The organism is Cellulosimicrobium cellulans (genome assembly GCF_016921195.1).
In the GTDB taxonomy this organism is placed as follows: domain Bacteria; phylum Actinomycetota; class Actinomycetes; order Actinomycetales; family Cellulomonadaceae; genus Cellulosimicrobium; species Cellulosimicrobium cellulans_F.
Map to the genome: position 1 here is coordinate 1 of NZ_JAFGYF010000016.1, position 25288 is coordinate 25288.

20 protein-coding genes and 1 pseudogene are annotated in these 25288 nt (G+C 73.7%); 11 read left to right on the top strand and 10 right to left on the bottom strand.

Features of this window, described 5'->3' with window-relative positions:
- Positions 1–201: 201 nt before the first annotated feature.
- Positions 202–1242: a Gfo/Idh/MocA family protein gene (locus tag JN535_RS19510; RefSeq protein ID WP_205207471.1), complete on the bottom strand. Its 1041-nt coding sequence runs from the start codon at positions 1240–1242 to the stop codon at positions 202–204.
- Positions 1243–1393: 151 nt separating this feature from the next.
- Between JN535_RS19510 and JN535_RS19515 the strand changes: the two genes are divergently transcribed.
- Entirely contained in the window at positions 1394–2107 is a 714-nt protein-coding gene (locus tag JN535_RS19515; protein ID WP_240201495.1) for an HNH endonuclease family protein, read from the top strand.
- Here JN535_RS19515 and JN535_RS19520 read toward each other — a convergent pair.
- Positions 2020–4389, bottom strand: a complete 2370-nt coding sequence (locus JN535_RS19520; protein ID WP_240201496.1) for an MMPL family transporter — start codon at positions 4387–4389, stop codon at positions 2020–2022. The two genes, JN535_RS19515 and JN535_RS19520, sit on opposite strands and share 88 nt — an antisense overlap.
- A gap of 38 nt (positions 4390–4427) precedes the next feature.
- On the opposite strand from JN535_RS19520, the gene JN535_RS19525 reads away from it, so the two are divergent.
- From JN535_RS19525 to JN535_RS19545, 5 genes are all read left to right on the top strand, one after another.
- The gene (locus JN535_RS19525) at positions 4428–4931 is read left to right on the top strand and encodes a MarR family winged helix-turn-helix transcriptional regulator (RefSeq protein ID WP_240201497.1); all 504 of its coding nucleotides are present in this window, start codon (positions 4428–4430) and stop codon (positions 4929–4931) included.
- A gap of 9 nt (positions 4932–4940) precedes the next feature.
- Positions 4941–5627, top strand: a complete 687-nt coding sequence (gene lipB / locus JN535_RS19530; protein WP_205207475.1) for a lipoyl(octanoyl) transferase LipB — start codon at positions 4941–4943, stop codon at positions 5625–5627.
- 83 nt (positions 5628–5710) lie between these two features.
- Positions 5711–7063, top strand: coding sequence for an MFS transporter (locus JN535_RS19535; RefSeq protein WP_205207476.1), 1353 nt, complete (start codon positions 5711–5713; stop codon positions 7061–7063).
- Between the two features lie 108 nt (positions 7064–7171).
- The gene (gene lipA / locus JN535_RS19540; RefSeq protein WP_205207477.1) at positions 7172–8182 is read left to right on the top strand and encodes a lipoyl synthase; all 1011 of its coding nucleotides are present in this window, start codon (positions 7172–7174) and stop codon (positions 8180–8182) included.
- Between the two features lie 10 nt (positions 8183–8192).
- Positions 8193–8936, top strand: coding sequence for a DUF4191 domain-containing protein (locus tag JN535_RS19545; RefSeq protein ID WP_205207478.1), 744 nt, complete (start codon positions 8193–8195; stop codon positions 8934–8936).
- 130 nt (positions 8937–9066) lie between these two features.
- Here the strand turns inward: JN535_RS19545 and JN535_RS19550 are convergent, their stop codons facing one another.
- A complete protein-coding gene (locus JN535_RS19550) occupies positions 9067–9543 on the bottom strand; it encodes an RDD family protein (RefSeq protein WP_205207479.1) in 477 nt (158 codons plus the stop codon).
- Positions 9544–9803: 260 nt separating this feature from the next.
- Between JN535_RS19550 and glnA (JN535_RS19555) the strand changes: the two genes are divergently transcribed.
- Positions 9804–11228: a type I glutamate--ammonia ligase gene (glnA, locus tag JN535_RS19555; protein WP_141390845.1), complete on the top strand. Its 1425-nt coding sequence runs from the start codon at positions 9804–9806 to the stop codon at positions 11226–11228.
- A gap of 158 nt (positions 11229–11386) precedes the next feature.
- A complete protein-coding gene (locus tag JN535_RS19560) occupies positions 11387–12298 on the top strand; it encodes a glycoside hydrolase family 19 protein (RefSeq protein ID WP_205207480.1) in 912 nt (303 codons plus the stop codon).
- A 64-nt stretch (positions 12299–12362) separates the two neighbouring features.
- Here the strand turns inward: JN535_RS19560 and JN535_RS19565 are convergent, their stop codons facing one another.
- Both JN535_RS19565 and JN535_RS19570 read right to left on the bottom strand, forming a co-directional pair.
- Positions 12363–14051: a flavin-containing monooxygenase gene (locus JN535_RS19565; RefSeq protein ID WP_205207481.1), complete on the bottom strand. Its 1689-nt coding sequence runs from the start codon at positions 14049–14051 to the stop codon at positions 12363–12365.
- Positions 14052–14173: 122 nt separating this feature from the next.
- Complete coding sequence (locus tag JN535_RS19570) at positions 14174–15769, bottom strand: SLC13 family permease (protein ID WP_240201498.1); 1596 nt, start codon at positions 15767–15769, stop codon at positions 14174–14176.
- A 65-nt stretch (positions 15770–15834) separates the two neighbouring features.
- Between JN535_RS19570 and JN535_RS19575 the strand changes: the two are divergent.
- Positions 15835–16497, top strand: a pseudogene (locus JN535_RS19575) (NADPH-dependent F420 reductase); the annotation flags it as partial.
- Between the two features lie 23 nt (positions 16498–16520).
- On the opposite strand, the gene JN535_RS19580 reads toward JN535_RS19575, so the two are convergent.
- The 3 genes from JN535_RS19580 to glnA (JN535_RS19590) are packed head-to-tail and all read right to left on the bottom strand — an operon-like array spanning position 16521 to position 21396.
- Positions 16521–16910, bottom strand: coding sequence for a hypothetical protein (locus tag JN535_RS19580; RefSeq protein ID WP_205207483.1), 390 nt, complete (start codon positions 16908–16910; stop codon positions 16521–16523).
- A 2-nt stretch (positions 16911–16912) separates the two neighbouring features.
- On the bottom strand, positions 16913–20062 hold the full coding sequence (locus tag JN535_RS19585) for a bifunctional [glutamine synthetase] adenylyltransferase/[glutamine synthetase]-adenylyl-L-tyrosine phosphorylase (protein WP_205207484.1): 3150 nt from the start codon (positions 20060–20062) through the stop codon (positions 16913–16915).
- Positions 20059–21396 (bottom strand): type I glutamate--ammonia ligase, encoded by a 1338-nt coding sequence (gene glnA / locus JN535_RS19590; protein ID WP_205207485.1) that lies wholly within the window; start codon positions 21394–21396, stop codon positions 20059–20061. Before glnA (JN535_RS19590) ends, JN535_RS19585 begins: the two co-directional genes overlap by 4 nt.
- 117 nt (positions 21397–21513) lie before the next feature.
- On the opposite strand from glnA (JN535_RS19590), the gene JN535_RS19595 reads away from it, so the two are divergent.
- Together JN535_RS19595 and panB are read left to right on the top strand one after the other, a co-directional pair.
- Positions 21514–23217, top strand: a complete 1704-nt coding sequence (locus JN535_RS19595; protein ID WP_205207486.1) for an NAD+ synthase — start codon at positions 21514–21516, stop codon at positions 23215–23217.
- 58 nt (positions 23218–23275) lie between these two features.
- Positions 23276–24124, top strand: a complete 849-nt coding sequence (gene panB / locus JN535_RS19600) for a 3-methyl-2-oxobutanoate hydroxymethyltransferase (RefSeq protein WP_205207487.1) — start codon at positions 23276–23278, stop codon at positions 24122–24124.
- 26 nt (positions 24125–24150) lie between these two features.
- Here panB and JN535_RS19605 read toward each other — a convergent pair whose 3' ends face one another.
- Entirely contained in the window at positions 24151–25068 is a 918-nt protein-coding gene (locus JN535_RS19605) for an N-acetylmuramoyl-L-alanine amidase (protein ID WP_205207488.1), read from the bottom strand.
- Positions 25065–25286 (bottom strand): SPOR domain-containing protein, encoded by a 222-nt coding sequence (locus JN535_RS19610; protein ID WP_205207489.1) that lies wholly within the window; start codon positions 25284–25286, stop codon positions 25065–25067. The genes JN535_RS19605 and JN535_RS19610 overlap by 4 nt, the downstream gene beginning before the upstream one ends.
- Positions 25287–25288 lie beyond the last annotated feature (2 nt).

Genomic DNA, 25288 nt, shown 5'->3' on the forward strand with positions numbered 1-25288 from the left:
GGTGGTGCCGCGTCGTGGTCGGGCCTGGCGGGAGCCGCGAGGAACGAGCGGCGGATGGTAGACGCGGCACCACCACCCACCCCGCCCACCCAGGGCAACCACACGCCGTCGAGCACAAGAACCACGGCTCTACCTCGCGCGACCACGGCTCTACCTCGGCCGACCGAGGTTCTCCCTCGGTCGGCTCAGCCCTCGGGTGGGTCAGACGTCGAGGAGCCTGCCCTCGCGGGCGCTGCGGCGGGCGGCGTCGAGGACCTCGGCGGTCCGCACGGCGTCGCGCGGGTCGACGGGCACGGGACCGCCGTCGAGGAGCCAGGCGGCGACGGCGCGGTAGAAGTCGGCGTGCCCGCCGGGCGCCTGCGGGACGGGCTCGCGGTCGCGACCACGCGTGACCCAGCCGAGGGTGCCGTCCGGTGCCGCGTCGTCGAACACCTCGAAGGGAGACGCGTCGTTCTCGAAGGTCGTCACGACGTACGCGCCGGCGGTCCCGAGCACGCGCGTGCGCGGCCCCGGGGCACCGACGACGGAGCCGGCCCAGAGGCGGCTCACGACGGCGTTCCCGTCGGCGTCGGGCTCGTGGTGCAGCACGAGGAACACGTCGTCCTCGGTGGGCGTGGTGTGCGAGCGCAGCTCGGCCCACACGCCGGTGACGCGACCGAAGAGCTGGGTCGCGGAGTCGACGAGGTGCGGCCCGAGGTCGAGGAGCAGGCCGCCTCCGACGAGGTCGTTCTCCTTCCAGCGCTGCTGCGGCACGGGACGCCACCGCTCCCACCGGCGCTCGAACGTGTGGACGCGCCCGATCTCTCCGCGGTCGAGCACGGAGCGCAGCGTGAGCTGCTCGGGGTCCCAGCGCCGGTTCTGGAAGACGGTGAGGGGCGTCCCGGTCTCCTCGGCCACGTCCACGACGGCGCGGGACGCCGCGGCGCCGAGCGCGAGCGGCTTGTCGACGACGACCGGCACGCCGGCTCGGGCGAGCGCGGTGGCGTGGTCGGCGTGCAGGGCCGACGGGCTCGCGACGACGACGACGTCGTAGGCGGCACGGTCGGCGAGGAGCGCGTCGAGGTCGTCGTGCAGGTGCGCGTCGGGCCAGTCCTCGACCGCGGCGGCGCGGCGCTCGGGCGACCGGACGACGACCGCCGTGACGACGTGCCCGGCCTCGCGGACCAGGCGCGCGTGGATGCCGCGACCCGCCCCTCCGTACCCGACGATCCCGACCCTGAGCGTGTGCGCGGCGGTGTCCATGCCGCCCAATCTAGCCTCGACCGGAGCGGTCCTGCGGAGTGGTCCGAGCACGCTCTGGGACCTGGCAGAATGTGCGCGTTGGTCCGGTATGGAACGCTGCGTACCGCCTCGCGCGGGTCGGGCCGAGAATCGGTTTCGGGAAGGTCGTCCCTTGAGCACCACGAGCCGCCGCGTCCCTCGTCGGAGCGTCCTGCGCTACGTCCTCATCGCCCTCGCGGTCGCCATCGTCGTTGCGAACGTCATCAACCAGCGGTCCGTCGCCGCCGACGACGAGCCGGCCCCTGCTCCCGGGAGCGCGCTCGAGGCGCTGGCCCGGCTCGAGGTCAAGGGGCCCGGCCCGGACACGGGCTACGAGCGCGGGCTCTTCGGTCCCGCGTGGGCGGACGTCGACGGCAACGGGTGCGACACCCGCAACGACATCCTCGCGCGCGACCTCACCGACCTCACCTTCTCGACGCGGGGCGAGGTCTGCGAGGTGCGCACGGGCACCTTCCAGGACCCGTACACCGGCGAGACCATCGACTTCCGCCGCGGCAACGCGACCAGCATGGCCGTCCAGATCGACCACGTGGTCCCGCTGCTCGACGCGTGGCGCAAGGGCGCGCGCGCCTGGGACGACGAGACGCGCCGGCAGTTCGCCAACGACCCGCTCAACCTGCTCGCGTCCGACGGCCCCGCGAACCAGTCCAAGGGCGCGCGCGACGCGTCCGCGTGGCTGCCCCCGAACCACGCGTTCCGCTGCCCGTACGTCGCGCGGCAGATCGCTGTGAAGACGGCCTACGAGCTCTCCGTGACGCCGTCGGAGTCGGAGGCGATGGCACGCGTGCTCGAGGACTGCCCGGCAGAGCCCGTCCCCGCGGGCTGAGCCGGCTCCCCCGGCCCCCGGTCCGTGCGCCCGAGCGCGCTCGGCCACCAGGCCCGACGGCCGACGTCGTGCACGAGCGCGGGCACCAGCAGCGACCGCACGACGAGCGTGTCGACGAGCACCCCGAACGCGACGATGAACGCGAGCTGGGCGAGGAACAGCAGCGGGATGATGCCGAGCGCGGCGAACGTCGTCGCGAGCACCACGCCCGCGGAGGTGATGACGGACCCGGTGACCGCGAGACCGCGCAGCACGCCGCGCCGTGTCCCGACCCGCAGGCTCTCCTCGCGCACGCGCGTCATGAGGAAGATCGAGTAGTCGACCCCGAGCGCGACGAGGAAGCAGAAAGCGTAGAGCGGGACGGCCGGGTCGGCGCCCGGGAAGTCGAGCACGTGGTTGAAGACGATCGCGGCGACGCCGAGCGCGGCGCCGAACGACAGCACGTTCGCGAGCATGAGCAGCACCGGCGCGACGACCGAGCGCAGCAGCAGGACGAGGATGAGGAGGATCACGGCGAGGACGACCGGCACGATGATGCGCAGGTCGCGCTGTCCCGCGAGCTGGGTGTCGAGGCGCTCGGCGGCCGCGCCGCCGACGACGGCCTCGGGCGAGACGTCGTGCACGGCGCCGCGGAGCGCCGCGACGGTCTCCACGGCCTCCTGGCTGTCGGACGGCGCGTCCGTGGTGACGTCGACGCGCACCTGCCCGTCGACGACGAGCGGGTCGCCCTGGGCGGGCGCACCAGGGGCGACGGCGGGCTGGTCGGTGACGGGGGTCGCCGCGGCGACGCCGTCCGTGCCCTCGGCCGCCGCGACGACGGCGTCGAGGTCCGCCTCCGGGGCGACGACCGTCGCGGGCTGGGCGGAGACGCCCTCGAAGTGCTCGGTGAGCGACTCCTCGCCGGCCACCGAGTCGACGTCCGCGAGGAACACCTCGGAGTCGCCGGTGCCCTCGGCGTCGAGCGTCGGGACGAACGCCGCGCACGCGGCGAGCACGAGCGCCGTGACGACCCACACGCGCCGGTCGTGCCGTCCGACGAAGCTGGCGACGCGCGACCACACGCCGTGGCCCTCGATGCTCACCGCGTCGTCGCTCGCGGCGGTCGCGGCCTGCGTGTCCGCCGCTCCGCCGTCGTGCGCGGCGTGGGCGCCCTCGTACCGGGGCATGCGCGGCCAGAACAGCCCGCGCGAGCGCTGCCCGGCGACGAGCAGGAGGGCCGGCAGGAGCGTGAGCGCGGCGACGAACGCCGCGGCGATGCCGATCGCGGCGACCGGACCCAGGCTGCGGTTCGACGACAGGTCGGACAGCAGGAGGCACAGCAGGCCCGCGATCACCGTCCCGGCGCTCGCGGCGATGGGCTCGACCGAGGCGCGCACGGCGCGGCGCAGCGCGGTCGTGGTCGAGCGGACGAGGCGCAGCTCCTCCCGGTACCGCGCGACGACGAGCAACGAGTAGTCGACGGCGGCGCCGACGACGAGGATCGAGAGGATGCCCTGCGACTGCCCGTTGAGCGTGAGGACGTCGGCCGCCGCGAGGTGGTAGACGACGAGCCCCGCGAGCGTCAGCGCGAGCACGGCCGTGAGGATGACGATGAAGGGCAGGATCGGCGACCGGTAGACGATCGCGAGGATCACGAGCACCGCCCCGAGCGCGACGAGCAGGAGGACCGTGTCGATCCCGCCGAACGCGGTCACGAGGTCGGCGACGAACCCGGCGGGGCCGGTGACCCACACGTCGAGCGATGTCCCGGCGAGCCCTCCGTCGGCCGCGTCGGCGGCGGCGAGGTCGCGCAGCGCGCCCACCGCGAGCTCGCTCACGCTGTCCTCCTCGGCCCCGATCCGGTCGGACGCGACGGCGGCGTCGAGCGAGACGACGACGAGCGCGGCCTCGCCGTCCTCGGACGGCACGACGACGGGGTCGGCGACGGAGACGTCGCCCACGGTGGCGGGCTCGTCGCCCGACGTGCCCTCGAGCGGGGCGTCGGGCACGGCCTGCGCGTAGGCGTCGAGCGCGGCGAGACCGTCGGGCGTGAGGGCGCTGCCGTCCCCTGTGGTGGCGACGACGAGCGCGGGGAGCGTCTCGGAGTCGGTGAACTCCTGCGCCACCTCGGCGGCGCGCGTCGACTCGGCGCTCGCGGGGAGGAACGCCGCGGCGTCGTTGGTCTGCACGCTGCTCAGGCGACCCTGCGCCTGTCCGCCCAGTGCGCCGATGGCCATCCACAGACCGATGACTGCGACAATGACCAGTCCGCGGAGGAACCCGCCCGTCCGATTGCTCAGCATGCTGAGGAATGGTGCCATGGTGGAGGGAGGAACGCACGTTGGAGCTGTCACCGAGGGACCGCACCGGGCCGTACGCCGACCCGGACGTCGGGGACCCCACGCCCACCGAGCCCCAGGAGTGGGCCACCGGCCGCCTCCTGTTCGCCGTCGCGCGCCGGATCGAGCGGGAGTGGAACGCCCACCTCGGGAAGTGGGACCTCAACCACGCGGGCTTCCCGGTGCTGATGCACCTGCTCGGCGGTCCTCGCTCACAGCGGGTGCTCGCCGACGAGTCGGGGGTGACCGAGCAGACCATGAGCCGGATCGTCGCCCGGCTCGAACGCTCGGGCTACGTCACCCGCACCGACGACCCCACCGACCGGCGCCGTCGCGCCGTCGCGATCACCCCGGCCGGGCGAGAGGCCGGCCTGGCGGCCGCCCGGAGGCGCCCCGCGGAGGAGCTCGCGACGCGCGGGCTCGACGACGTCCAGGTGGCAGCGCTGCGCGAGGCGCTGCTCACGCTCCTCAAGACCCTTCCCCGCTCACCCCTGGACGAGGGTTAGCCTGGGCCGATGGAGCTGCTCTCGCTGCCCGGTCTCACGGAGTACCACGAGGCCTGGGACCTCCAGCGCGCGGTGCACGACGACGTCGTCGCCGGCGCCCGGCCGGACACCCTGATCCTCGTCGAGCACCCCGACGTCTACACCGCCGGGCGCCGGACCAACCGCTCGGAGCGGCCCGACGACGGCACGCCCGTCGTCGACGTCGACCGCGGCGGGAAGATCACCTGGCACGGCCCCGGCCAGCAGGTCGCGTACCCGATCGTGCGGCTCGCCGAGCCGGTCGACGTCGTCGCGTACGTGCGCGCGCTCGAGGAGGCCGTGATGGCGGTGTGCGCGCGGCTCGGCCTCGCGACGATGCGCGTCGAGGGCCGCAGCGGGGTCTGGGTCGCGACGGACGAGACCCGGCGCGACCGCAAGGTGTGCGCGATCGGCGTGCGGGTCGCCAAGGGCGTGACGATGCACGGCCTCGCCCTCAACTGCGTCCCCGACCTGTCGCGCTTCGACCGGATCGTCCCGTGCGGGATCGAGGACGCCGACGTGACGTCGCTCACCGCCGAGCTCGGGCGCGAGGTCACGCTGGCGGAGGTCGCGCCGCTGCTCGTCGCCGCGCTGGAGGACACGCTCGCCCCGCTGCTCGCCGCGACGGCGACCGACGACACGCAGCGCACCTCCCCGCAGGACGCTCTCGCGGGCTAGGCTGGGGACTCCAGGGAATCCTCGCGCGCCGGAGTACGGGTGGGTCGGCGCGCGGCAGGACGTACCCCGAGGACCTGGACCGCATGACCACCACCCCCGCGCGCCCGACGTCGCGCCCCCGCACCGCCCCCCACCCCCCTGAACGACCTGACGCGCCCGCGCGCACGGGCTACGCCCGGCTGCCGCAGCTCGCCGGACGCACGTTCCTCCCCGTGGCGTTCCTCGCCCGGCTCCCGTTCTCGATGCTCACGATCGGGACCCTGCTCCTCGTGTCGTCGACGACGTCGTCCGTCGCGCTCGGCGGCCTCGCGTCGGCCGCGACGGCGCTCGGCACCGCCCTCGGCGGCCCGACCCAGGGCGCGCTCGCCGACCGCGTCGGGCAGCGCCGGGTCCTGCTCGTCGCCGTCCCCGTCGCGACGCTCGCCGTGCTCGGCCTCGTGCTCGCCGCCGCCACGCCCGGCGCGACGGCAGCGGTCCTCGCCGCCGCAGCGGTCACCGGGGCGAGCGCACCCCAGGTCGGCCCGCTCGCGCGCGTGCGCTGGCTCCGCCTCGCGGCCGACGAGCCGCGCACCGTCGAGGCCGCGATGAGCTACGAGAGCACCGCCGACGAGGTGAGCTTCGTGCTCGGCCCCGCCCTCGTCGGGGTCCTCGCGTCGGCCGGCTCGCCCCAGGTCGCGGTCCTCGTCGCCGCGGGCGGGATCGCCGTCTTCGGCACCGCGTTCGCGCTCCACCCCACCGCGCGTGCGGCCGCCCCGCGGGCGACGTCCGACGACGCCGCGCCCCGGGGCGAGACGACGGCGGGCGGGCGCTCGGTCGGGATCGCGACGCTCGTGCGGCGCGAGGCCGTCGTGCTCGTCGGCATGCTCGCGATGGGCCTGCTGTTCGGCGGGACCCAGGCCGCGCTCACCGCGCTGACGCGCGACGCCGGGGTGCCCGGGAGCGCGGGACTCGTCTACGCCGTGATGGGCGTGGGCTCGGCCGTCACGGCGTTGTCGGTCGTCGCGCTCCCCCGCCGCTGGGGCCCGCGCAGCCGGTGGATCACGTTCGCCGTCGGGCTCGTGGCCGGCACTCTCGGCCTCGTCCTCGCCGCCTCCCTCGCCGCCTCGAGCGGCTCGCTGGCGGCCGTCGTCGTCGCGGTCGCCGCGACCGGCCTGTTCGTCGGGCCCGTCATGGTCACGGTGTTCACCGTCGCGGGCGACCGCGCGCCCGCCGGGCGGACGGCATCGGCCATGACGCTCGTGGCGAGCGCGAACGTCGTCGGCGTCGCGATCGGCGCGTCCGGGGGCGGCGCGCTCGCCGATGCCGTCTCGACGACGACCGCCTTCTCGCTGCCCGTCGTCGCGGCAGTCCTGCTCGTCGTGACCGGGGTGTCGCTGACGTCACGTCCACAGGGTGAGCGACGCGCGGGAGACGACGAGCGCGAGCGCGTAGTCTGACCGGAGTCCGGCGTCGTACCAGGGCGCGCGCACCCGAACGGTGGGCCGCCCGCCTGCCTGCTCGGCGCGACGTCGGCGCTCACTCGCCACGACGACCGGGAGACACCCGTGACGATCGCACCTGAAGGACGGCGCATGCTGCGGGTCGAGGCCCGCAACGCCGCGACGCCGATCGAGAAGAAGCCCGAGTGGATCAAGACCCGCGCGACGATGGGTCCTGAGTACTCCGAGCTCAAGGGCCTCGTGAAGCGCGAGGGCCTGCACACGGTCTGCGAGGAGGCGGGCTGTCCCAACATCTTCGAGTGCTGGGAGGACCGCGAGGCGACGTTCCTCATCGGCGGCGACCAGTGCACGCGGCGCTGCGACTTCTGCCAGATCGACACGGGCAAGCCAGCGGACTTCGACGCCGACGAGCCGCGCCGCGTCGCGGAGTCCGTCCAGGCGATGGGCCTGCGCTACTCGACGATAACGGGCGTCGCGCGCGACGACCTCCCCGACGGCGGTGCCTGGCTGTACGCGGAGACCGTCCGCCAGATCCACCAGCTCAACCCGGGCACCGGCGTCGAGCTGCTCATCCCCGACTTCAACGCGATCCCCGAGCTGCTCGACGAGGTGAACGCGTCGCGCCCCGAGGTGCTCGCGCACAACCTCGAGACCGTGCCCCGCATCTTCAAGCAGATCCGCCCGGGCTTCCGCTACGAGCGCTCGCTGTCCGTGCTCACGCGGGCGCGCGAGGCCGGGCTCGTGACCAAGTCGAACATCATCCTCGGCATGGGCGAGACGATCGACGAGGCCAAGGAGGCGCTGCAGGACCTGCACGACGCCGGCTGCGACCTCGTGACGATCACGCAGTACCTGCGCCCGTCGCTGCGCCACCACCCGGTGGACCGGTGGGTCAAGCCTGAGGAGTTCGTCGAGCTGTCCGACGCCGCGGAGGAGATCGGCTTCCTCGGCGTCATGTCCGGCCCGCTCGTGCGGTCGTCGTACCGCGCGGGACGCCTGTGGGGGCAGGCCATGACGCGCCGCGGCATGGAGATCCCCGCGGCGCTCGCGCACCTCGCCGAGCCGACGACGTCCCGCCAGGAGGCCGCGAGCCTGCTGGCCCGCTCGCCCCACTAGACTGACCCGCATGGCCCGCAAGAACTCGGACAGCACCGGCGCGCCCGCCGCCGGCGAGCAGGTCGCGAAGCAGAAGAAGCCCAAGAAGCAGCGCTGGTACCACCAGGTGTGGGCCGCCTACCAGATGACGCGCAAGCAGGACCCCGCGGTCACGTGGGTCATGCTCGGCGTGTTCGTCGGCATCCTCGCCGTCGCGCTCGGCATCGGCCTGTGGTGGGGCCAGTGGGTCTACACGCTCATCGTCGGCATCCCGTTCGCGGCACTCGGCGCGATGTTCGTCCTCACGCGCCGCGCGGAGCGTGCGGCGTACCGGCAGATCGAGGGCCAGCCCGGCGCGGCGCGCGCCGCGCTCGGGACGATCCGCCGCGGCTGGACCTTCGACGAGGAGCCCGTCGCGATCGACCCGCGCACGCAGGACCTCGTGTTCCGCGGCGTCGGCCGGGCCGGCGTCGTCCTGGTGAGCGAGGGCCCGGCGCACCGCGCGAAGCGTCAGCTCGACGCCGAGCGCAAGCGGGTCGCCCGCGTGCTGCCGAACGTGCCGATCACGACGATCCAGGTGGGCAACGAGGAGGGCCAGGTCGCGCTCCCCAAGCTCCCCCGTGCGGTGCAGAAGCTCAAGCCGTCGCTGACCAAGCCGGAGACGGCCGAGGTGTCCAAGCGACTGCGCGCCCTGGGCGTCTCGCGCCTGCCGATCCCCAAGGGCATCGACCCGACGCGCGCGCGCCCCGACCGCAAGGGCCTCAAGGGTCGCTGACGGATCTCTTCTCCTGCTGCACGACGACGCCCGGCCGGGCGAGGATCGCTCCTCACCGGCCGGGCGTCGTCGTCCGGAGGACTCTGCGGCGGGACGCTGGTCGTGGACCAGCCGTGGTTCGGGCCAGCCGTCAGGTGCGCACCAGGACGGTGCCCGCCGCACGGTCGTGGAGCCCGCGCCCGTCCGCGTCCCACACGACGGCGGGGATGACGAGGCACAGCAGCACGGTGCGCAGCAGACCGCGGCCGACGCCGACCATGCGCGCGGGCTCGGCCAGGCGGCGGACCCGCATGCCCATGACCCGGTGCCCGACCGTGAAGCCGAGCGTGCTCACGAGCAGGACGTTCTCGATCGCGAAGACCAGCGGCTGCGACCAGACCGGCAGCGCGGAGATGCCCTCGAAGAAGCCCGGCGCGGCAGGCCGGAAGAACAGGAACGCGACGAGCGTCGCGAGCACCCAGTCGATGACGAGCGCGACGACGCGCCGCCCCAGGGTCGCGAGCGAGCCCGGTCCGTCCGGCGGGAGACCGAGCCGCGCGCCGCGACCGTCGTGCTGACCGCCCGGGGTGCCCTCGAGCCACGAACCCATGTCCTCGCGTGAAACCACGGGACCAGGGTACGTGCCGGTCGGTGGACGACCTCGGCGGTTCGGTCGCGCACGGCGGTATCGTGCCGAACGGCACACCGCCGCCGGCGGCTGCCGCGCGCCCTCGTGTAGCACGAACGTCACACGGGGACGCCGGACGTAACACGACCGAAACAATGGGTACACGGCGGGGAAACCGCCTCGGCCTAGGTTCGTGGGCGCCACGTCAGCGGCGGGTACGCCGCGCAGCCCGACGGCACCACCCGATCAAGGAGCAACGGATGTTCAACAACGCGGAGGAGGCAATCGCCTTCACGCGGAACGAGGGCGTCGAGTTCGTCGACGTCCGGTTCTGCGACCTGCCCGGCATCATGCAGCACTTCAACATCCCCGTCTCGCAGTTCGACGAGTCGGCGTTCGAGGACGGCCTGATGTTCGACGGGTCGTCGATCCGCGGCTTCCAGGCGATCCACGAGTCGGACATGAAGCTCGTGCCGGACGTCAAGACCGCGTTCGTGGACCCGTTCCGCAAGCGCAAGACGCTCGTCGTGAACTTCTCCATCGTCGACCCGTTCACGGGTGAGCCGTACTCGCGCGACCCCCGCAACATCGCGGCCAAGGCCGAGGCGTACCTGCGCTCCACCGGCATCGCCGACACCGCGTTCTTCGCGCCCGAGGCCGAATTCTACCTCTTCGACGAGGCACGCTTCGCGACGAACCAGCACTCGAGCTTCTACTACCTCGACTCGATCGAGGCCGCGTGGAACACGGGCCGCGAGGAGGAGGGTGGCAACCTCGCGTACAAGACGCGCTACAAGGGCGGCTACTTCCCCGTCTCCCCGTCCGACCGCTTCGCGGACCTGCGCGACGACATGTGCGCGACGCTGGAGCAGGTCGGCCTCGAGGTCGAGCGCGCGCACCACGAGGTGGGCACCGCCGGCCAGCAGGAGATCAACTACCGCTTCAACACGCTGCTGCACGCGGCCGACGACCTGATGAAGTTCAAGTACGTCATCCGCAACGAGGCGTTCGAGGCCGGCAAGTCCGTCACGTTCATGCCGAAGCCGATCTTCGGCGACAACGGCTCGGGCATGCACTCGCACCAGTCCCTCTGGAAGGACGGCAAGCCGCTGTTCTTCGACGAGAAGGGCTACGGCGGTCTCTCCGACCTCGCGCGCTGGTACATCGGTGGTCTGCTCAAGCACGCGCCGTCGCTCCTCGCGTTCACGAACCCGTCGGTGAACTCCTACCACCGCCTCGTCCCGGGCTACGAGGCCCCGGTCAACCTGGTCTACTCGGCCCGCAACCGCTCCGCGTGCATCCGCATCCCGGTGACCGGCTCGTCCGCCGCCGCGAAGCGCGTCGAGTTCCGCGTGCCGGACCCGTCGGCCAACCCGTACCTCGCGTTCGCCGCGCAGCTCCTCGCCGGCATCGACGGCATCAAGAACCGCATCGAGCCGCCGGAGCCGATCGACAAGGACCTTTACGAGCTCCCGCCCGAGGAGCACGCGCAGATCCAGCAGGTCCCCGGCTCGCTCGCCGAGGCGCTGGACAACCTCGAGGCTGACCACGAGTTCCTCACGCAGGGCGACGTGTTCACGCCGGACCTCATCCAGACGTGGATCGACTACAAGCGCACCAACGAGATCGACCCGATCCGCCTGCGCCCGCACCCCCACGAGTTCGAGCTCTACTACGACATCTGATCGGTCACGCCGACAGGTCTCACTGCGGCCCGCCACCCTCCCGGTGGCGGGCCGCCGTCGTCTCTCTGATCGATACTGCTGATCCCTTGCCCGAACGTGAACCCCTCGCTAGGTTTGTGAGCGGCGGTAACGATGCCGCCACGAGAGCAGGGGGATTCATGAGCACACGCTTCCGGCGCGCCCTCACGGCCGTCGCGTCCGCGCTGGTGTCGACCGTCGTCGTCGCGTCGTTCCCCGCCCCGGCGAGCGCATCCCCGTCCGCCGCGAGCGCCGACCCGTCCGCGAGCGCCGTCGCGTGCGCCGCGACGTGGTCGGCCACGACGGCGTACTCGGGCGACCAGACGGCGTCGCACCACGGCCGGAACTGGACGGCCCGCTGGTGGACCCAGCGCGAGACGCCCGGGTCGACGAGCGTCTGGGTGGACGCCGGCCGGTGCGTCGGGGGCGGCGACGACTTCGTCGTGAGCCGCGCGGAGTTCGACGCGATCTTCCCGAACCGGCACCCGTTCTACACGTACGACGGGTTCGTCGACGTGCTGGGCTCCTACCCCGCGTTCGCGAGCACGGGCACGTCCGAGACGCGGACCCGCGAGGTCGCCGCGTTCCTCACCCACGCGGACTTCGAGTCGGTCGGGCTGCGGTACGTGAAGGAGATCAACGAGGCCAACTACTGGATCAAGTGTGACGACGAGCAGCCGTTCGGCTGCCCCGCCGGCCAGACGGCGTACTACGGTCGCGGGCCGATCATGTTCAGCTGGAACGTCAACTACAAGGCCGCGGGCGACGCGCTCGGGATCGACCTGCTGAACGACCCCTGGCTCGTCGAGGAGGACCCCTCCGTCGCCTGGCAGACGGCGCTGTGGTACTGGAACACGCAGAACGGCCCGGGGGTGATGACATCGCACCAGGCGATGGTCTCGGGCGCTGGGTTCGGCCAGACGATCAACTCGCTCAACGGTGCGCTCGAGTGCGAGGGCGGCAACCCGGCGTCCGTGCAGTCGCGGGTGGACCGGTACGTGCGCATCACCGAGGTCCTGGGCGTGGCCCCGGGCTCGGGCCTGTACTGCTGACCGGGCTGTCCCGCGTGCAGCGAGGCGGGTGCGGTGCGCGCAGGGGGCGCACCACACCCGCCGGTCAGCCTGCCGCAGGAACCGCAGCGGTCTCGGTCGCGGCGGCGGGCACGTGGGCCGTCGGCAGCCCGGAGCCCGGGCGGAACCCGGCGTACTGCTCGGCCGCGGCCCGTGCGCACTCGTCCTGGTAGACGGGTCCCCCGCCGAGGTACACCGCCATCTCCTCGCGCTTGCCGGGGACGTTCCCGCCGACGAACCAGGCGCCGGCCTTCTTGCCCTCCTCGTACATGACCGTGGCTCGCCCCGCGCGCTCGGTCTCCTCGTACCACCACTCCTCGGCCTCGCGCGTCGCCTCGAGCTGCGCGACGCCGTTCTCCCGCGCGAACGTGAGCGCACGCTGCAGCCACTGCGCGCCGCGCTGGACCGGCACGGTGAGGTTGGACAGCGGCGTCTGCGGGCCGAGGGACAGGAAGAAGTTGGGGAACCCGTGGACGGAGATCCCCAGGTAGGTCCGCAGCCCGTCCCGCTCCCACCGCTCGCGCAGCGTGATGCCCTCGCGCCCGACGACGTCGAACGCGGTGAGCGCCCCCGTCATGGCGTCGAAGCCCGTCGCGAGCACGAGCACGTCGAGCTCGTGCTCGACGTCGCCGACGACGACACCGCGCGGCGTGACCTGCGTGATCGGGGTCGTGAGGACGTTGACGAGCTCGACGTTCTCCCGGTTGTACGCGGCGTAGTAGCCGTGCCCGGTGGGCGGGCGCTTGCCCATGAACGTGTAGGTGGTGGGGCAGAGCGCCTCGGCGGTCCGGGGGTCGGTGACGATCTCCCGGATCTTGCCGCGGAGGAACTCGGACGCGAGCGCGCTCGCCTCGGGGCTCGAGACGAGGTCGGTGAAGCACTCGTTGGCGAACCGGAAGCCCCCCGCCTCCCAGCGGGACTCGAACACCCGGCGGCGCTCGTCGTCGTCCACCTCGAGCGCGGACCGCGTCGGGATCTCCATCGGCACGCCGAAGGGATGCTGGGCCGCGCGCTCGAAGACGGCGTCGTAGTCCTCGCGCAGGGCGGCGAGCTCGTCTGCGGTGACCGCGGGGCTGGTGGTCTCCAGGACGTAGTTCGGGGTGCGCTGGAAGACGGTGACGTGGGCCGCCTGGGCGGCGAGCTCGGGCAGCATCTGGATCCCCGACGCCCCGACGCCGATCAGCCCGACACGCTTGCCGGTCAGGTCCACCCCCTCGTGCGGCCACCGGGCCGAGTGGTACGCGGGCCCGCCGAACGTGTCCAGGCCGGGGAGGTCCGGGTACAGGGGACGAGAGAGCAGCCCCGTCGCCGAGACGAGGTAGGTGGCGCGCAGCGTCGACCCGTCGGCGAGGGTGAGCGTCCACAGGTTCGTGGCGTCCGAGTGCTCGGCCCGTTCGACGGTCGTGCTCAGCCGGATGTCGCGCCGCAGGTCGAGCCGGACGGCGACGAACTCCAGGTACGCGCGGATCTCCTCACCGCGCGGATACCGCTCGCTCCAGTCCCACTCGTCGCGCACCTCGCGGGAGAACGAGAACGCGTACGCGAGGTACTCCGAGTCGGTGCGCACGCCCGGGTACCGGTTGGCCCACCACGTCCCGCCGACTCCCCCGGCGCCGTCGACCACGAGGACGGAGAGACCGGCCTCTCGCAGGTGGTGCAGCATCGCCAGGCCGGAGAAACCCGCCCCGATGACGACCGCGTCGTAGGTCTCGCCGCTGCTCTCCGAATCCCCCATGTACCGCTCCCCCGTTCCAGCTCCGTCAGGACGTCACGTGCGCGCTGCCCTCGCGACGCGGTATACCGTCCCACGCGCCGGTGCTTCGTGCCAGAGCGAGCCGGCACGTCCTGGAGGCCGGCTCAGAACGGCCAGACGAGCGGCACGTACAGGACCGCGGCGGCGACGAACACCAGCGCCAGCGGCAGACCCAGGCGCCAGTAGTCACCGAACCGGTAACCACCCGGCTGCAGGACCATGAGGTTGACCGGGGTCGCGATCGGCGTGAGGAAGGCCGCGGCCCCGGCGACCGTGAGCGCCATCATGAACGGCTGCACGCTCACGCCCAGGGTCTGGGCGAACGACACCGCGACCGGAGCCATCACGAGGACGGTCGCGACGTTCGAGATGAACTGGCCGAGCACGAGCGTGAGCAGGCACACGACGAGGAGCGCGAGGTGCGGTGACCCGCCACCGGTGACCCGGAGCACGACGTCCGCGATCGCGTCGGCTGCGCCCGAGGAGACGAACGCCGCGGACAGCGGGATGAGGGCCGCGATGAGCACGACGGTGTCCCACGAGATCGCGCGGAACGACTGCGGCACGGTCACGACCCGCAGGAGCACGAGGGCGCCCGCCGCGAGCAGGCCCGCGATGACCGGCGGCACGACCCCGGTCGCGAGCAGCACGATCGTCGCGACCAGCACCCCGAGGCAGCGCCGCCAGCCGCGTCCGAGCGGGACGCCGCGCTGCAGGCTCTTCGGGGAGTCGACGGCGATGACGTCGGGCGACTGGGTGTACCGGTGGAGCGCGTCCCAGGGTCCGCGCACGAGCACGGCGTCGCCCGGCTGGAGCGTCATCGGGCCCGACGGGGCCTCGCTGTCCGGCCCGGTCGAGCTGCCGTCGCCACGGCGGATGGCGAGGACGACGAGGTCCTCGTCCCGCGTGGTCATGCCGGGGCTCACCCGGCGCCCCACGAGCGTCGAGCGAGGCGCGATGAGCACCTCGACGACCCCCGTGCCGCCCGTGAACAGGCGACCCGTGTCGAGCTCGGCGGGGTAGCTCTCGCGCCACGAACGCACGCGCTCGCGCGGGTCGGTGGCCGTGTCGGCGAGGTGCTCGGGGACGCGCTCGGGGAGCAGCCGGTCGCCCAGCGTCACGACGAGCACGGCCGTGGCGAGGACGAGCGGGATCCCCACCAGCGCGAACTCGAAGTAGCCGAACTCCTGACCGCCCGCCTCGGCCGCCGCCTCGGACACGATGATGTTCACGGGCGTGCCGGTCAGCGTGAGCAGGGAGCCGGCGCCCGCGGCGAACGCGAGCGGGATGAGCATGCGCGAGGGCACGATGCCGGCCCGCGCGGCGGCCACGACGGCGACCGGGAGGAGCGCCGCGACCGCGCCGTTGATGCTGATGACGGCCGCGAGCAGGGCGGCGACCCCGACCATCAGCGCGAGCAGCCCCGCCCGGCCGAGGGACGCGCGCCGCTCGAGCCACTGGCCGATCCACGCGGTGATCCCCGTGGAGTCCAGCGCGTCGCTGAGCACGAACAGGGTCGCGATGAACAGCACGATCGGGTCGCTGAAACCGCCCAGCGCCTCGTCGAGCGCGAGCACACCGGTGGCCCACAGGGCGACCGGCACGAAGAGCGCGACGACCACGAGCGGGAGCCGGTTCGTCATGAAGCCCACGACCGCCAGCGCCAGGATGACGAAGGTCGCGACCAGCGGATCGATCATGGGCACCCCCTGGGACGTCAGGATGCCACAGGTCGTCGCGTCCGGGAGGTCGGAATAGCGAGCGCGCCGGTGCGTTGTCGATGACCATGACGACTCTCGGGATCATCGGCGCAGGCAACATCGGCTCACAGGTCGCCCGGGCGGCGATCGCTCACGGCTACGACGTGGTCATCGCGAACTCGCGCGACCCTCGGACGCTCGACGACCTCGTCGCCGAGCTGGGTCCGCGGGCACGCGCGGCGACCCCCGAGGAGGCGGCACGCGCGGCGGACGTCGCCCTCGTGGCGGTGCCCTTCGGGGCGTACCGCGAGGTCCCCGTCGAGCCGCTCGACGGCAAGATCGTGCTCGACGCGAACAACTACTACTGGGAGCGCGACGGGCACGTCGAGGCGCTCGACCGGGGCGAGGCCACGTCGTCGGGCCTGCTCCAGGAGCACCTGGCCGGGTCCAAGGTGGCCAAGGCGTTCAACCACATCCGGGCGGCGGAGATCACGACCGACGGCTCCCCTGCGGGAACCCCGGGGCGCCGCGCGCTCGCGACCGCGAGCGACTTCCCCGAGGCCGCCGCGTGGGTCGTGCAGTTCTACGACGAGCTGGGGTTCGACGCCGTCGACACGAGCCCGCTCGCGGAGTCCTGGCGCGTCGAGCGCGACCGCCCGGCGTACGTCGCACGCCAGGACGCGGACGAGCTGCGCGAGAACCTCGCCCGCGCGCCTCGTACCCTCTGACCTGCTCGTCCGGGGCGGGCCCGTCAGGCGCGCTCGCCCCGGGCGACGAGGGCCGCGCCCAGGATCAGCAGCACGAGGAGAGCGACCACCAGGCCGAGGAGCGCGAGCGCGCGGGCCGGTCCGAGCGGGCCCTCCACGAGACGCGCTGAGCCTCGGCAGCTGGCGCCGGCCAGGCCCCACAAGACTGCGGCGCCGAGGGGCTCGGGGCGCTGCCACACGACGGTCAGCACGACCGCGAACGCCGCGAGCGCCCAGGCGATCCACCCCGCCCAGCGCAGTCGAGATCCGTGGAACGACCCGCCCGGCCGGCCACCGCGCTCCGGCGCCGTGCGTCGGTCGCCCGCACCGCCGAGAACGCGAGGCTCACGTCGATCGAGCAGGCCCGGGACGGGCGGCTCGTCGCGCCGGGCCACGGTCAGTCCTCGCCGTAGAAGACGCGCTCCATGACGGTCCGGGCACGCCGCGCGGTCCGCAGGAAGTGCTCCTCGAGCTCGGCGCCCGTGCCGACGTCCGGAAGGTCGAGCACGCGCGCGAGACCGTTGAGGGCGAACCGGTCGTGCGGGAGCACGTCCACGGTCGTGCCGGTCGTCCGGCCGGACCAGAGCACGAGGGCGCTGCGCAGGCGGGAGGCGAGATGCCACGCCTCGCCGAGCACCGCGGCGTCGTCGGTGTCGACGAGGCCCGCCGCGACGGCGGCCCCGAGCGCGTCCACCGTCGAGGTCGTCCGCAGCCCGGCCACGTCGTGGGCATGCTGGAGCTGGAGGAGCTGGACGGTCCACTCGACGTCGGACACTCCTCCGCGGCCGAGCTTGAGGTGGCGCGACGCCTCGACGCCGCGCGGCAACCGCTCGGACTCGACGCGCGCCTTGATGCGCCGCACCTCGCGCACCTCCGCGTGGTCGAGGCCGCCCTGCGGGTAGCGCCGACCGTCGACGACCCGGGTGAACGCCTCGCCGAGACCGTCGAGGTCACCCGCGACCGGACGCGCGCGCAGGAGCGCCTGCGCCTCCCAGACGCTCGACCACCGCTCGTAGTACTCCGTGTACGAGGCGAGCGAGCGCACGAGCGGGCCGTTGCGCCCCTCGGGCCGCAGGTCGGCGTCGACCGGGAGCGTGGGCTCCGGTCCGACGGCGGACAGGAGCTGGCGCAGCCGCGTCGCCACCGCGAGCGCGTACGCCTGGGCGTCGGCGCCCTCGGCGCCGGGCGCGGGGTCGTGCACGAACATCACGTCGGCGTCCGAGCCGTAGCCCATCTCACGCCCGCCGAGGCGACCCATCGCGACGACGAGCAGACGCGCCGGGGCGGAGCCGGGGTCCTGGGCGTCGTACCCGAGCTCGCCGCGCGCGACGAACTCCGCGACGCGGAGCGCACCCGCGAGCACGACGTCCGCGGCGTCGGAGATGCTCCGAGCGGCGTCGACCGCGTCGACGACGCCCAGCAGCTCGGCGGCACCGGTGCGCGCGAGCTCGCGGCGGCGCACCGCGCGCAGGCTCACCGTGGCGGGCTCGACCTCGTCGGCACGCGTGAGGATGGCGTCGGTCTCGGACGTGAGCCGCTGGATGCCGCGCGGTGCGAGGTCGGCGTCGTCCGCGAGCCACCGGACGGACTCGGGCGACCGGGCGAGGGCGTCCGCCATGTAGCGGGAGTTCGAGAGCAGGTGCGCGAGCCGCTGCGCCGCGGAGCCGGAGTCGCGCAGCAGCTTGAGGTACCAGTGGGTCGCGCCGAGCGTCTCGGAGAGCGTGCGGAACGCGAGCAGGCCGGCGTCGGGGTCCGCGCCCTCGGCGAACCAGCCGAGCATGACCGGCAGGAGCTGGCGCTGGATCGCCGCGCGCCGGCTCACGCCCTCGGTGAGCGCGGTGACGTGGCGCATCGCGCCCGCGGGGTCGCGGTAGCCGATCGCCGCGAAGCGTGCCTTCGCGGCCTCCGGCGCGAGGCTCACCTCGTCCGGGGAGAGCTGCGCGACGGCGGGCAGGAGCGGGCGGTAGAAGATCTCCTCGTGCAGGCCCCGCACCTCGCGGCGCGTCGCGCGCCAGCGCTCGGTGAGGCCCTCGGCGCCCTCGGCGCGCATGCCGAGCGAGCGCGCGAGACGGCGCAGCTCGTCCTCGGCGGTCGGCACGAGGTGGGTGCGCCGGAGCCGGAAGAGCTGGATGCGGTGCTCGAGCGAGCGCAGGAACCGGTAGCAGACGCCGAGCCGGGCCGCGTGCTCGCGGCCCACGTACCCGGCCGCGGCGAGCTCGGCGAGCGCCGTGAGAGTCCCACGGCTGCGGATCGACTCGTCCGCCCGGCCGTGCACGAGCTGGAGGAGCTGGACGGTGAACTCGACGTCGCGCAGGCCGCCCTTGCCGAGCTTGAGCTGGCGGTCGGCCTCGGCCACGGGCACGTGGTCCTCGACGCGCCGGCGCATCGCCTGGGAGTCCTCGACGAAGTTCTCGCGGCCCGCGGCGGACCACACGAACGGGGCGATCGCCTCCTCGTACGCGCGACCCAGGTCCCGGTCCCCCGCGACCGTGCGCGCCTTGAGCAGCGCCTGGAACTCCCAGGTCTTGGCCCAGCGCTCGTAGTACGCGACGTGGCTCGCGAGCGTGCGCACGAGCGGGCCCTGCTTGCCCTCGGGGCGCAGCGCGGCGTCGACCTGCCACAGCGCGGGCTCGCCCGACGTGCCCCAGCACACGCGCGCCAGCCCCGTCGCGAGCCGCGCACCCACGCTCGTCGCGTACGCCTCGTCGTACCCCTCGACGGGCTCGACCACGTAGACGACGTCGACGTCGGAGATGTAGTTGAGCTCGCGCGCCCCGCACTTGCCCATGCCGATGACGGCGAGCCGCACGCCAGCGCCCCGGTCGTCGAGCCCCGCGCGGGCGATCGCGAGCGCCCCCTCGAGCGCGGCGGCGGCGAGGTCCGCGAGCGCCGCCCCGACCGCGGGCATGCGGGTCAGCGGGTCGGTCACCGTGAGATCGGTCGCGGCGATGCGCAGGATCCGCTCCCGGTAGGCGCGGCGCAGCGCGTCGACGCGCTCCGGCCCGGCCTGGTCGACGACGGGCACGGCGGCCTCGGGATCCGCGCCGACGGCGCGCAGCAGCTCCGCCCGGACGTCGCGCACGTCCACGCCCGTCCCGGGCGTCGGGTCGGCGACGACCTCGAGCAGCTCGGGGCGACGCACGACGTCGTCGCCGAGCGCGACCGAGGCTCCGAGCACCGCCAGCAGGCGGTCGCGCGCCTCGCCGGGCAGCAGGGCGCGCCGAGCGAGCTCGGCGAGCGGGCCCCGCGCCTCGACGTCAGGACGCAGGGCGCCCGCGAGCCGTACGACCTGGAGCAGCGCGAGGTCGGGGTCGGCCGCCGCCCCGAACGCGGCGAGCAGCTCGTCGTCGACGACGGACGCCGGGTCGACGCCACCCTCCGCGACGACCGCTCCCTGGCCCCGCGCGCCGTCGAGCAGGAGCGCGAGGTCCGGGTCGGCGAGCAGGCTCGCGGAGCGCGAGATGTCGGCGAAGCCGACGCGCGCGAGCCGGCCGGTGAGCGTCGGCCGGCGGGAGCCGCCGGACCGACCGGACGTCGTCGCGCTCACAGGACCTGGAGGAACCGCTTCAGCTCGAACGGCGTGACCTGCGCGCGGTAGCCGTCCCACTCCTGGCGCTTGTTGCGCAGCACGAAGTCGAAGACGTGCTCCCCGAGCGTCTCCGCCACGAGCTCCGACTTCTCCATGACCGCGATCGCCTCGTCGAGCGACTGCGGGAGCGGCTTGATGCCCAGGGCACGACGCTCGGCGTCGGTGAGCTCCCAGACGTCGTCCTCGGTGGCCTCGGGGAGCTCGTAGCCCTCCTCGATGCCCTTGAGGCCCGCGGCGAGCATGACGGCGAACGCGAGGTACGGGTTCGTGGCCGAGTCGAGCGCGCGGTACTCGACGCGGCTCGAGTTGCCCTTGCCCGGCTTGTACATGGGCACGCGCACGAGCGCGGAGCGGTTGTTGTGGCCCCAGCACACGTAGCTCGGCGCCTCGGCGCCGCCCCACAGGCGCTTGTAGGAGTTCACGTACTGGTTGGTGATCGCCGTGATCTCCGCGGCGTGGACCAGGAGACCCGCGATGAACTGGCGCGCCGTCTTGGACAGCTCGAACTGGGCGCCGGGCTCGTGGAACGCGTTGCGGTCACCCTCGAAGAGCGACAGGTGCGTGTGCATGCCGGAGCCGGGGTGCTCGGCCATGGGCTTGGGCATGAACGAGGCGAACACGCCCTGCTCGAGCGCGACCTCCTTGACGACCGTGCGGAACGTCATGAGGTTGTCGGCCGTGGTCAGCGCGTCGGCGTAGCGCAGGTCGATCTCGTTCTGGCCGGGTCCCGCCTCGTGGTGGGAGAACTCGACCGAGATCCCCATGGACTCGAGCATCGTGATCGCGGCGCGGCGGAAGTCGTGCGTCGATCCCCGCGCGAGGTGGTCGAAGTACCCGCCCTGGTCGACCGGCACGAGGCCGTGCTCGGCGTCGGCCGGCTGGTTGAACAGGTAGAACTCGACCTCGGGGTGCGTGTAGAACGTGAACCCCTTGTCGCTCGCCTTGGCGAGGGCGCGCTTGAGCACGTTGCGGCTGTCCGCGAGGGACGGCTCGCCGTCGGGGGTGAGGATGTCGCAGAACATGCGCGCGGTGCCGTGCCGCTCGCCGCGCCACGGGAGCACCTGGAACGTGGTGGGGTCCGGCTTGGCGATCATGTCGGCCTCGTACACGCGCGTGAGGCCCTCGATCGAGCTGCCGTCGAACCCGATGCCCTCGGCGAACGCCGACTCGAGCTCCGCCGGCGCGATCGCCACCGACTTGAGCATGCCGAGCACGTCGGTGAACCAGAGCCGGATGAAGCGGATGTCGCGCTCCTCGACCGTGCGGAGCACGAACTCCTGCTGCCTGTCCATGCGGTACATCCTGCCTGATCCGTGTGACGAACGGGTGACACGGTCGTGTGGCGGACGTCGCGCGTCGGGACGGGCCCCCGGACCGGCCGCGACGCCCCGCTCGTCTAGGCTGGCGCCATGGCTGATCTGCGCGTCGCGCTGGCACAGGTCGACACGTGCGTGGGGGACCTCGACGGCAACGCCGCCCTCGTCCTCGAGCGCACCCGGGAGGCCGCGACGGCGGGCGCGCAGCTCGTCGCGTTCCCGGAGATGACCCTCACCGGCTACCCGATCGAGGACCTCGCCCTGCGCGCGTCGTTCCGCCGCGCGGCGTGGGACGCCGCCGCGGACATCGCGGCGCGGCTCGCCGCCGACGGCCTGGGCGGGATCACCGTGGTGCTCGGCACCGTCGGGACCTCGGGCGCCCCGCGCGGCGCGGGCGCGGCGGAGCGCGAGGCCTCGGGCTCGCCCGCGGACCTCCCGACGAACCGTGCGGTCGTGCTACGCGACGGCGTCGTGCAGGCCGCGTACGACAAGCACCACCTGCCCAACTACGGCGTGTTCGACGAGTTCCGCATCTTCGCGCCGGGCGAGACCACGACGGTCGTCGAGGTCGAGGGCCGCCGCGTGGGCATCGCGATCTGCGAGGACATCTGGCAGGACGGCGGCCCGGTCGCCGAGATGGCGACGCTCGACGAGGCGGGGAACGGGCTCGACCTGCTGCTCGTGCTCAACGGCTCCCCGTACGAGGAGGGCAAGGGCCACGTCCGCACCGACCTCGCAGCGCGGCGCGCGCGCGAGGTGAGCGCCCCCGTCGCGTACGTCAACCTCGTCGGCGGCCAGGACGACCTCGTGTTCGACGGCGGCTCGTTCGTCACCGACGCGACGGGCGCCGTCGTGGCGGCCTCCCCGCAGTTCGTCGAGGACCTGCTCGTGTGGGACCTGCCGGCCGACGGCGCGCCGCGCGGCCCGCGCGCGCCCGAGCTGCACCCCGACGAGGAGGTCTACCGCGCGTGCGTCACGGGCCTCGCCGGGTACGTGCGCAAGAACGGCTTCCGGTCCGTGATCCTCGGCGTCTCGGGCGGCATCGACTCCGCGCTCACCGCGGCGATCGCCGCCGACGCGATCGGCGGCGAGAACGTCGTCGGCGTCTCGATGCCCTCGCAGTACTCGTCCGACCACAGCAAGGACGACGCCGCGGACCTCGCCAAGCGGCTCGGCGCCGACTACCGCGTCCAGCCCATCGCGCCGATGGTCGAGGCGTTCCAGGGCGAGCTCGCGCTCGAGGGCGTCGCCGAGGAGAACCTCCAGGCGCGCGTGCGCGGCGTGATCCTCATGGCGATCTCCAACCGCGAGGGCCACCTCGTCATCGCGCCCGGCAACAAGTCCGAGCTCGCGACGGGGTACGCGACGATCTACGACGCCGGCAGCATCGGCGGCTTCGCGCCACTCAAGGACGTCGACAAGTCGCGCGTGTGGCAGCTCGCGCGCTGGCGCAACGACCAGGCGGTCGACCGGGGCGAGATCCCGCCGATCCCCGAGTCGTCCATCACCAAGCCGCCGTCGGCGGAGCTGCGCCCGGGCCAGACCGACCAGGACTCGCTGCCCCCCTACGATCTCCTCGACGAGGTGCTCGACGCCTACATCGAGCATGCCGAGGGCCGAGCCGAGCTGCTCGCGCGCGGGTTCGACCCCGAGGTCGTCGACAAGGTGGTCACGCTCGTCGACCGCGCCGAGTGGAAGCGTCGTCAGTACCCGCCGGGCCCCAAGGTCACCGCCCTCGCGTTCGGCCGCGACCGTCGCCTGCCCATCACCAACCGCTGGCGCGAGCCGCTCGACTGACGCCGCCGGCCACCCCGCGCGCCGTCCGACCCGTACCCCGCACCCAGGAAAGGCCGTCATGTCTGCTCACACCGCACCCGAGCCCGCCCCCGCAGGCGGCACGGGATCGCGCCGCGTCCGCGTGCACCACCTCGCCGAGGCGAAGGCGCGCGGCGAGAAGATCACGATGCTCACGGCGTACGACGCGGTGACCGCGCGCATCTTCGACGACGCCGGGATCGACATGCTGCTGGTCGGCGACTCGATCGGCAACACGATGCACGGGCACGCGACGACGCTCCCGGTCACGGTCGACGACCTGATCCCCCCGGCCCGCGCCGTCGCGCGCGCCGCGCGGCGCGCGTTCACGGTCGTCGACCTGCCCTTCGGCTCGTACGAGGCGAGCGCGGAGCAGGCGCTCGCCACGGGCGTCCGGTTCCTCAAGGAGACCGGCGTGAACGCGGTCAAGCTCGAGGGCGGGCGCCGCATCGCCGCGCAGATCCGCGCGCTGACCGACGCGGGCATCCCCGTCGTGGGCCACCTCGGCTTCACGCCCCAGTCCGAGAACGCGCTCGGCGGGCCCCGTGTCCAGGGCCGGGGCGACGACGCCGCGGAGCGCCTCAGCGAGGACGCGCTCGCGGTCGCCGAGGCGGGCGCGGTCGCCGTCGTGCTCGAGATGGTGCCGGTCGAGGTCGCCGCGCGGATCACCGAGATCCTGCGCATCCCCACGATCGGCATCGGCGCGGGCGCCGCGTGCGACGGCCAGGTGCTCGTCTGGACGGACATGGCCGGCATGACGGACTGGTCGCCGCGCTTCGCCAAGCGGTACGCCGAGGTCGGCGCCGCGCTCGGCCAGGCCGCCGCCGACTACGCCGCGGACGTGCGCGGCGGGACGTTCCCCGACGAGGCGCACAGCTTCGCGCGCTGACCTCCCGCGGCCGGGAGCGGCGGCGCTCAGCCGGCGTCCGCTCCGCCGTCGGCCACCCAGGCGGCGAGGCCCGCGGCGAGGGCGTCGGCGTAGCGCTGACGACCCTCCTCGGACTCCATGACAGCGGCCTCGTCGGGGTTGCGCATCTCCCCCAGCTCGAGCATGACCGCGGGGCGCTCGGCGTGGTTGAGCGTCGCGAGGTCGGCGCGCCGCTGGATCGGGCCGTCGTCCCCGGCGACCGACGACGACGGAGCGAACCCGGCCTCGGTCAGCGCCGCCACGAGCTCGTGGGCGAGCGCGACGCTGGGCGTGCCCTGGGCCTCGACGACGGGCGGGTCCGAGACGATCGCGAAGAACCCGTGCGCGCTCCGGTCCTCCGTGCCGTTGGCGTGGATCGAGACGAGGACGTCGGCGTCGTTCTCCTGGGGGAAGCGACCCCGCGCGTCGACGCACGGACCCACGCCCGCGTCGTCGGGACGCGTGAGCACGACGACGGCGCCGAGCTCGGTGAGCCCCTCCGCGAGGCGGCTGCTCACGTCCCACGTGAACGCGTGCTCCGGGTAGCCCGCGTCCGTGGACGCGCCCACGGTGTTGCACGCCTTGGTGTCGCCCCGCCCGTCGGGGACGGGCGCGTTGACCGTGAGCGGGTTCGCCCCGTTGCCGCCGTTGTGCCCGGGGTCGACGGCGACCGTGACGCCCGCGAGCGGGGGCGGCGGCCCGGTCTCCGTGACGGTCGGGGCCGGGGACGCGGTCGTCGCCTCCGGTGCGGGGGTCGAGGCGAAGGCCTCGTCGGACGGGGTGACCGTCGTCGGGCCCGCACCGGACCCCGCCCGGACCTGGAGCGCGACGAGGAACGTCAGCGCGCCGACGGCGAGCCCTGCGAGGAGCAGGCCGAGGCGTCCCGACCAGACGCGTCGCGGGCCGGGCGGAGGGGCGTGGGTCACTCGCCGCGCTCGCGGTGGTCTTCCTCGTCCCACGCGTCGGACCGCTCGCGCGCGGTCTCCAGCGCCTTCTGCGCGGCCTCACGGGTCGGGTACGGGCCCATGCGGTGCGACCACGAGCCGCTTGGGCCGCGGTGCACCTCCCCCGTGCGGGTGTCGAAGTAGTACTCGTCCTCGGCCGCGGGCTCGCCGTCGTCGGTGAAGCGTGATCCGGTGCTCATGA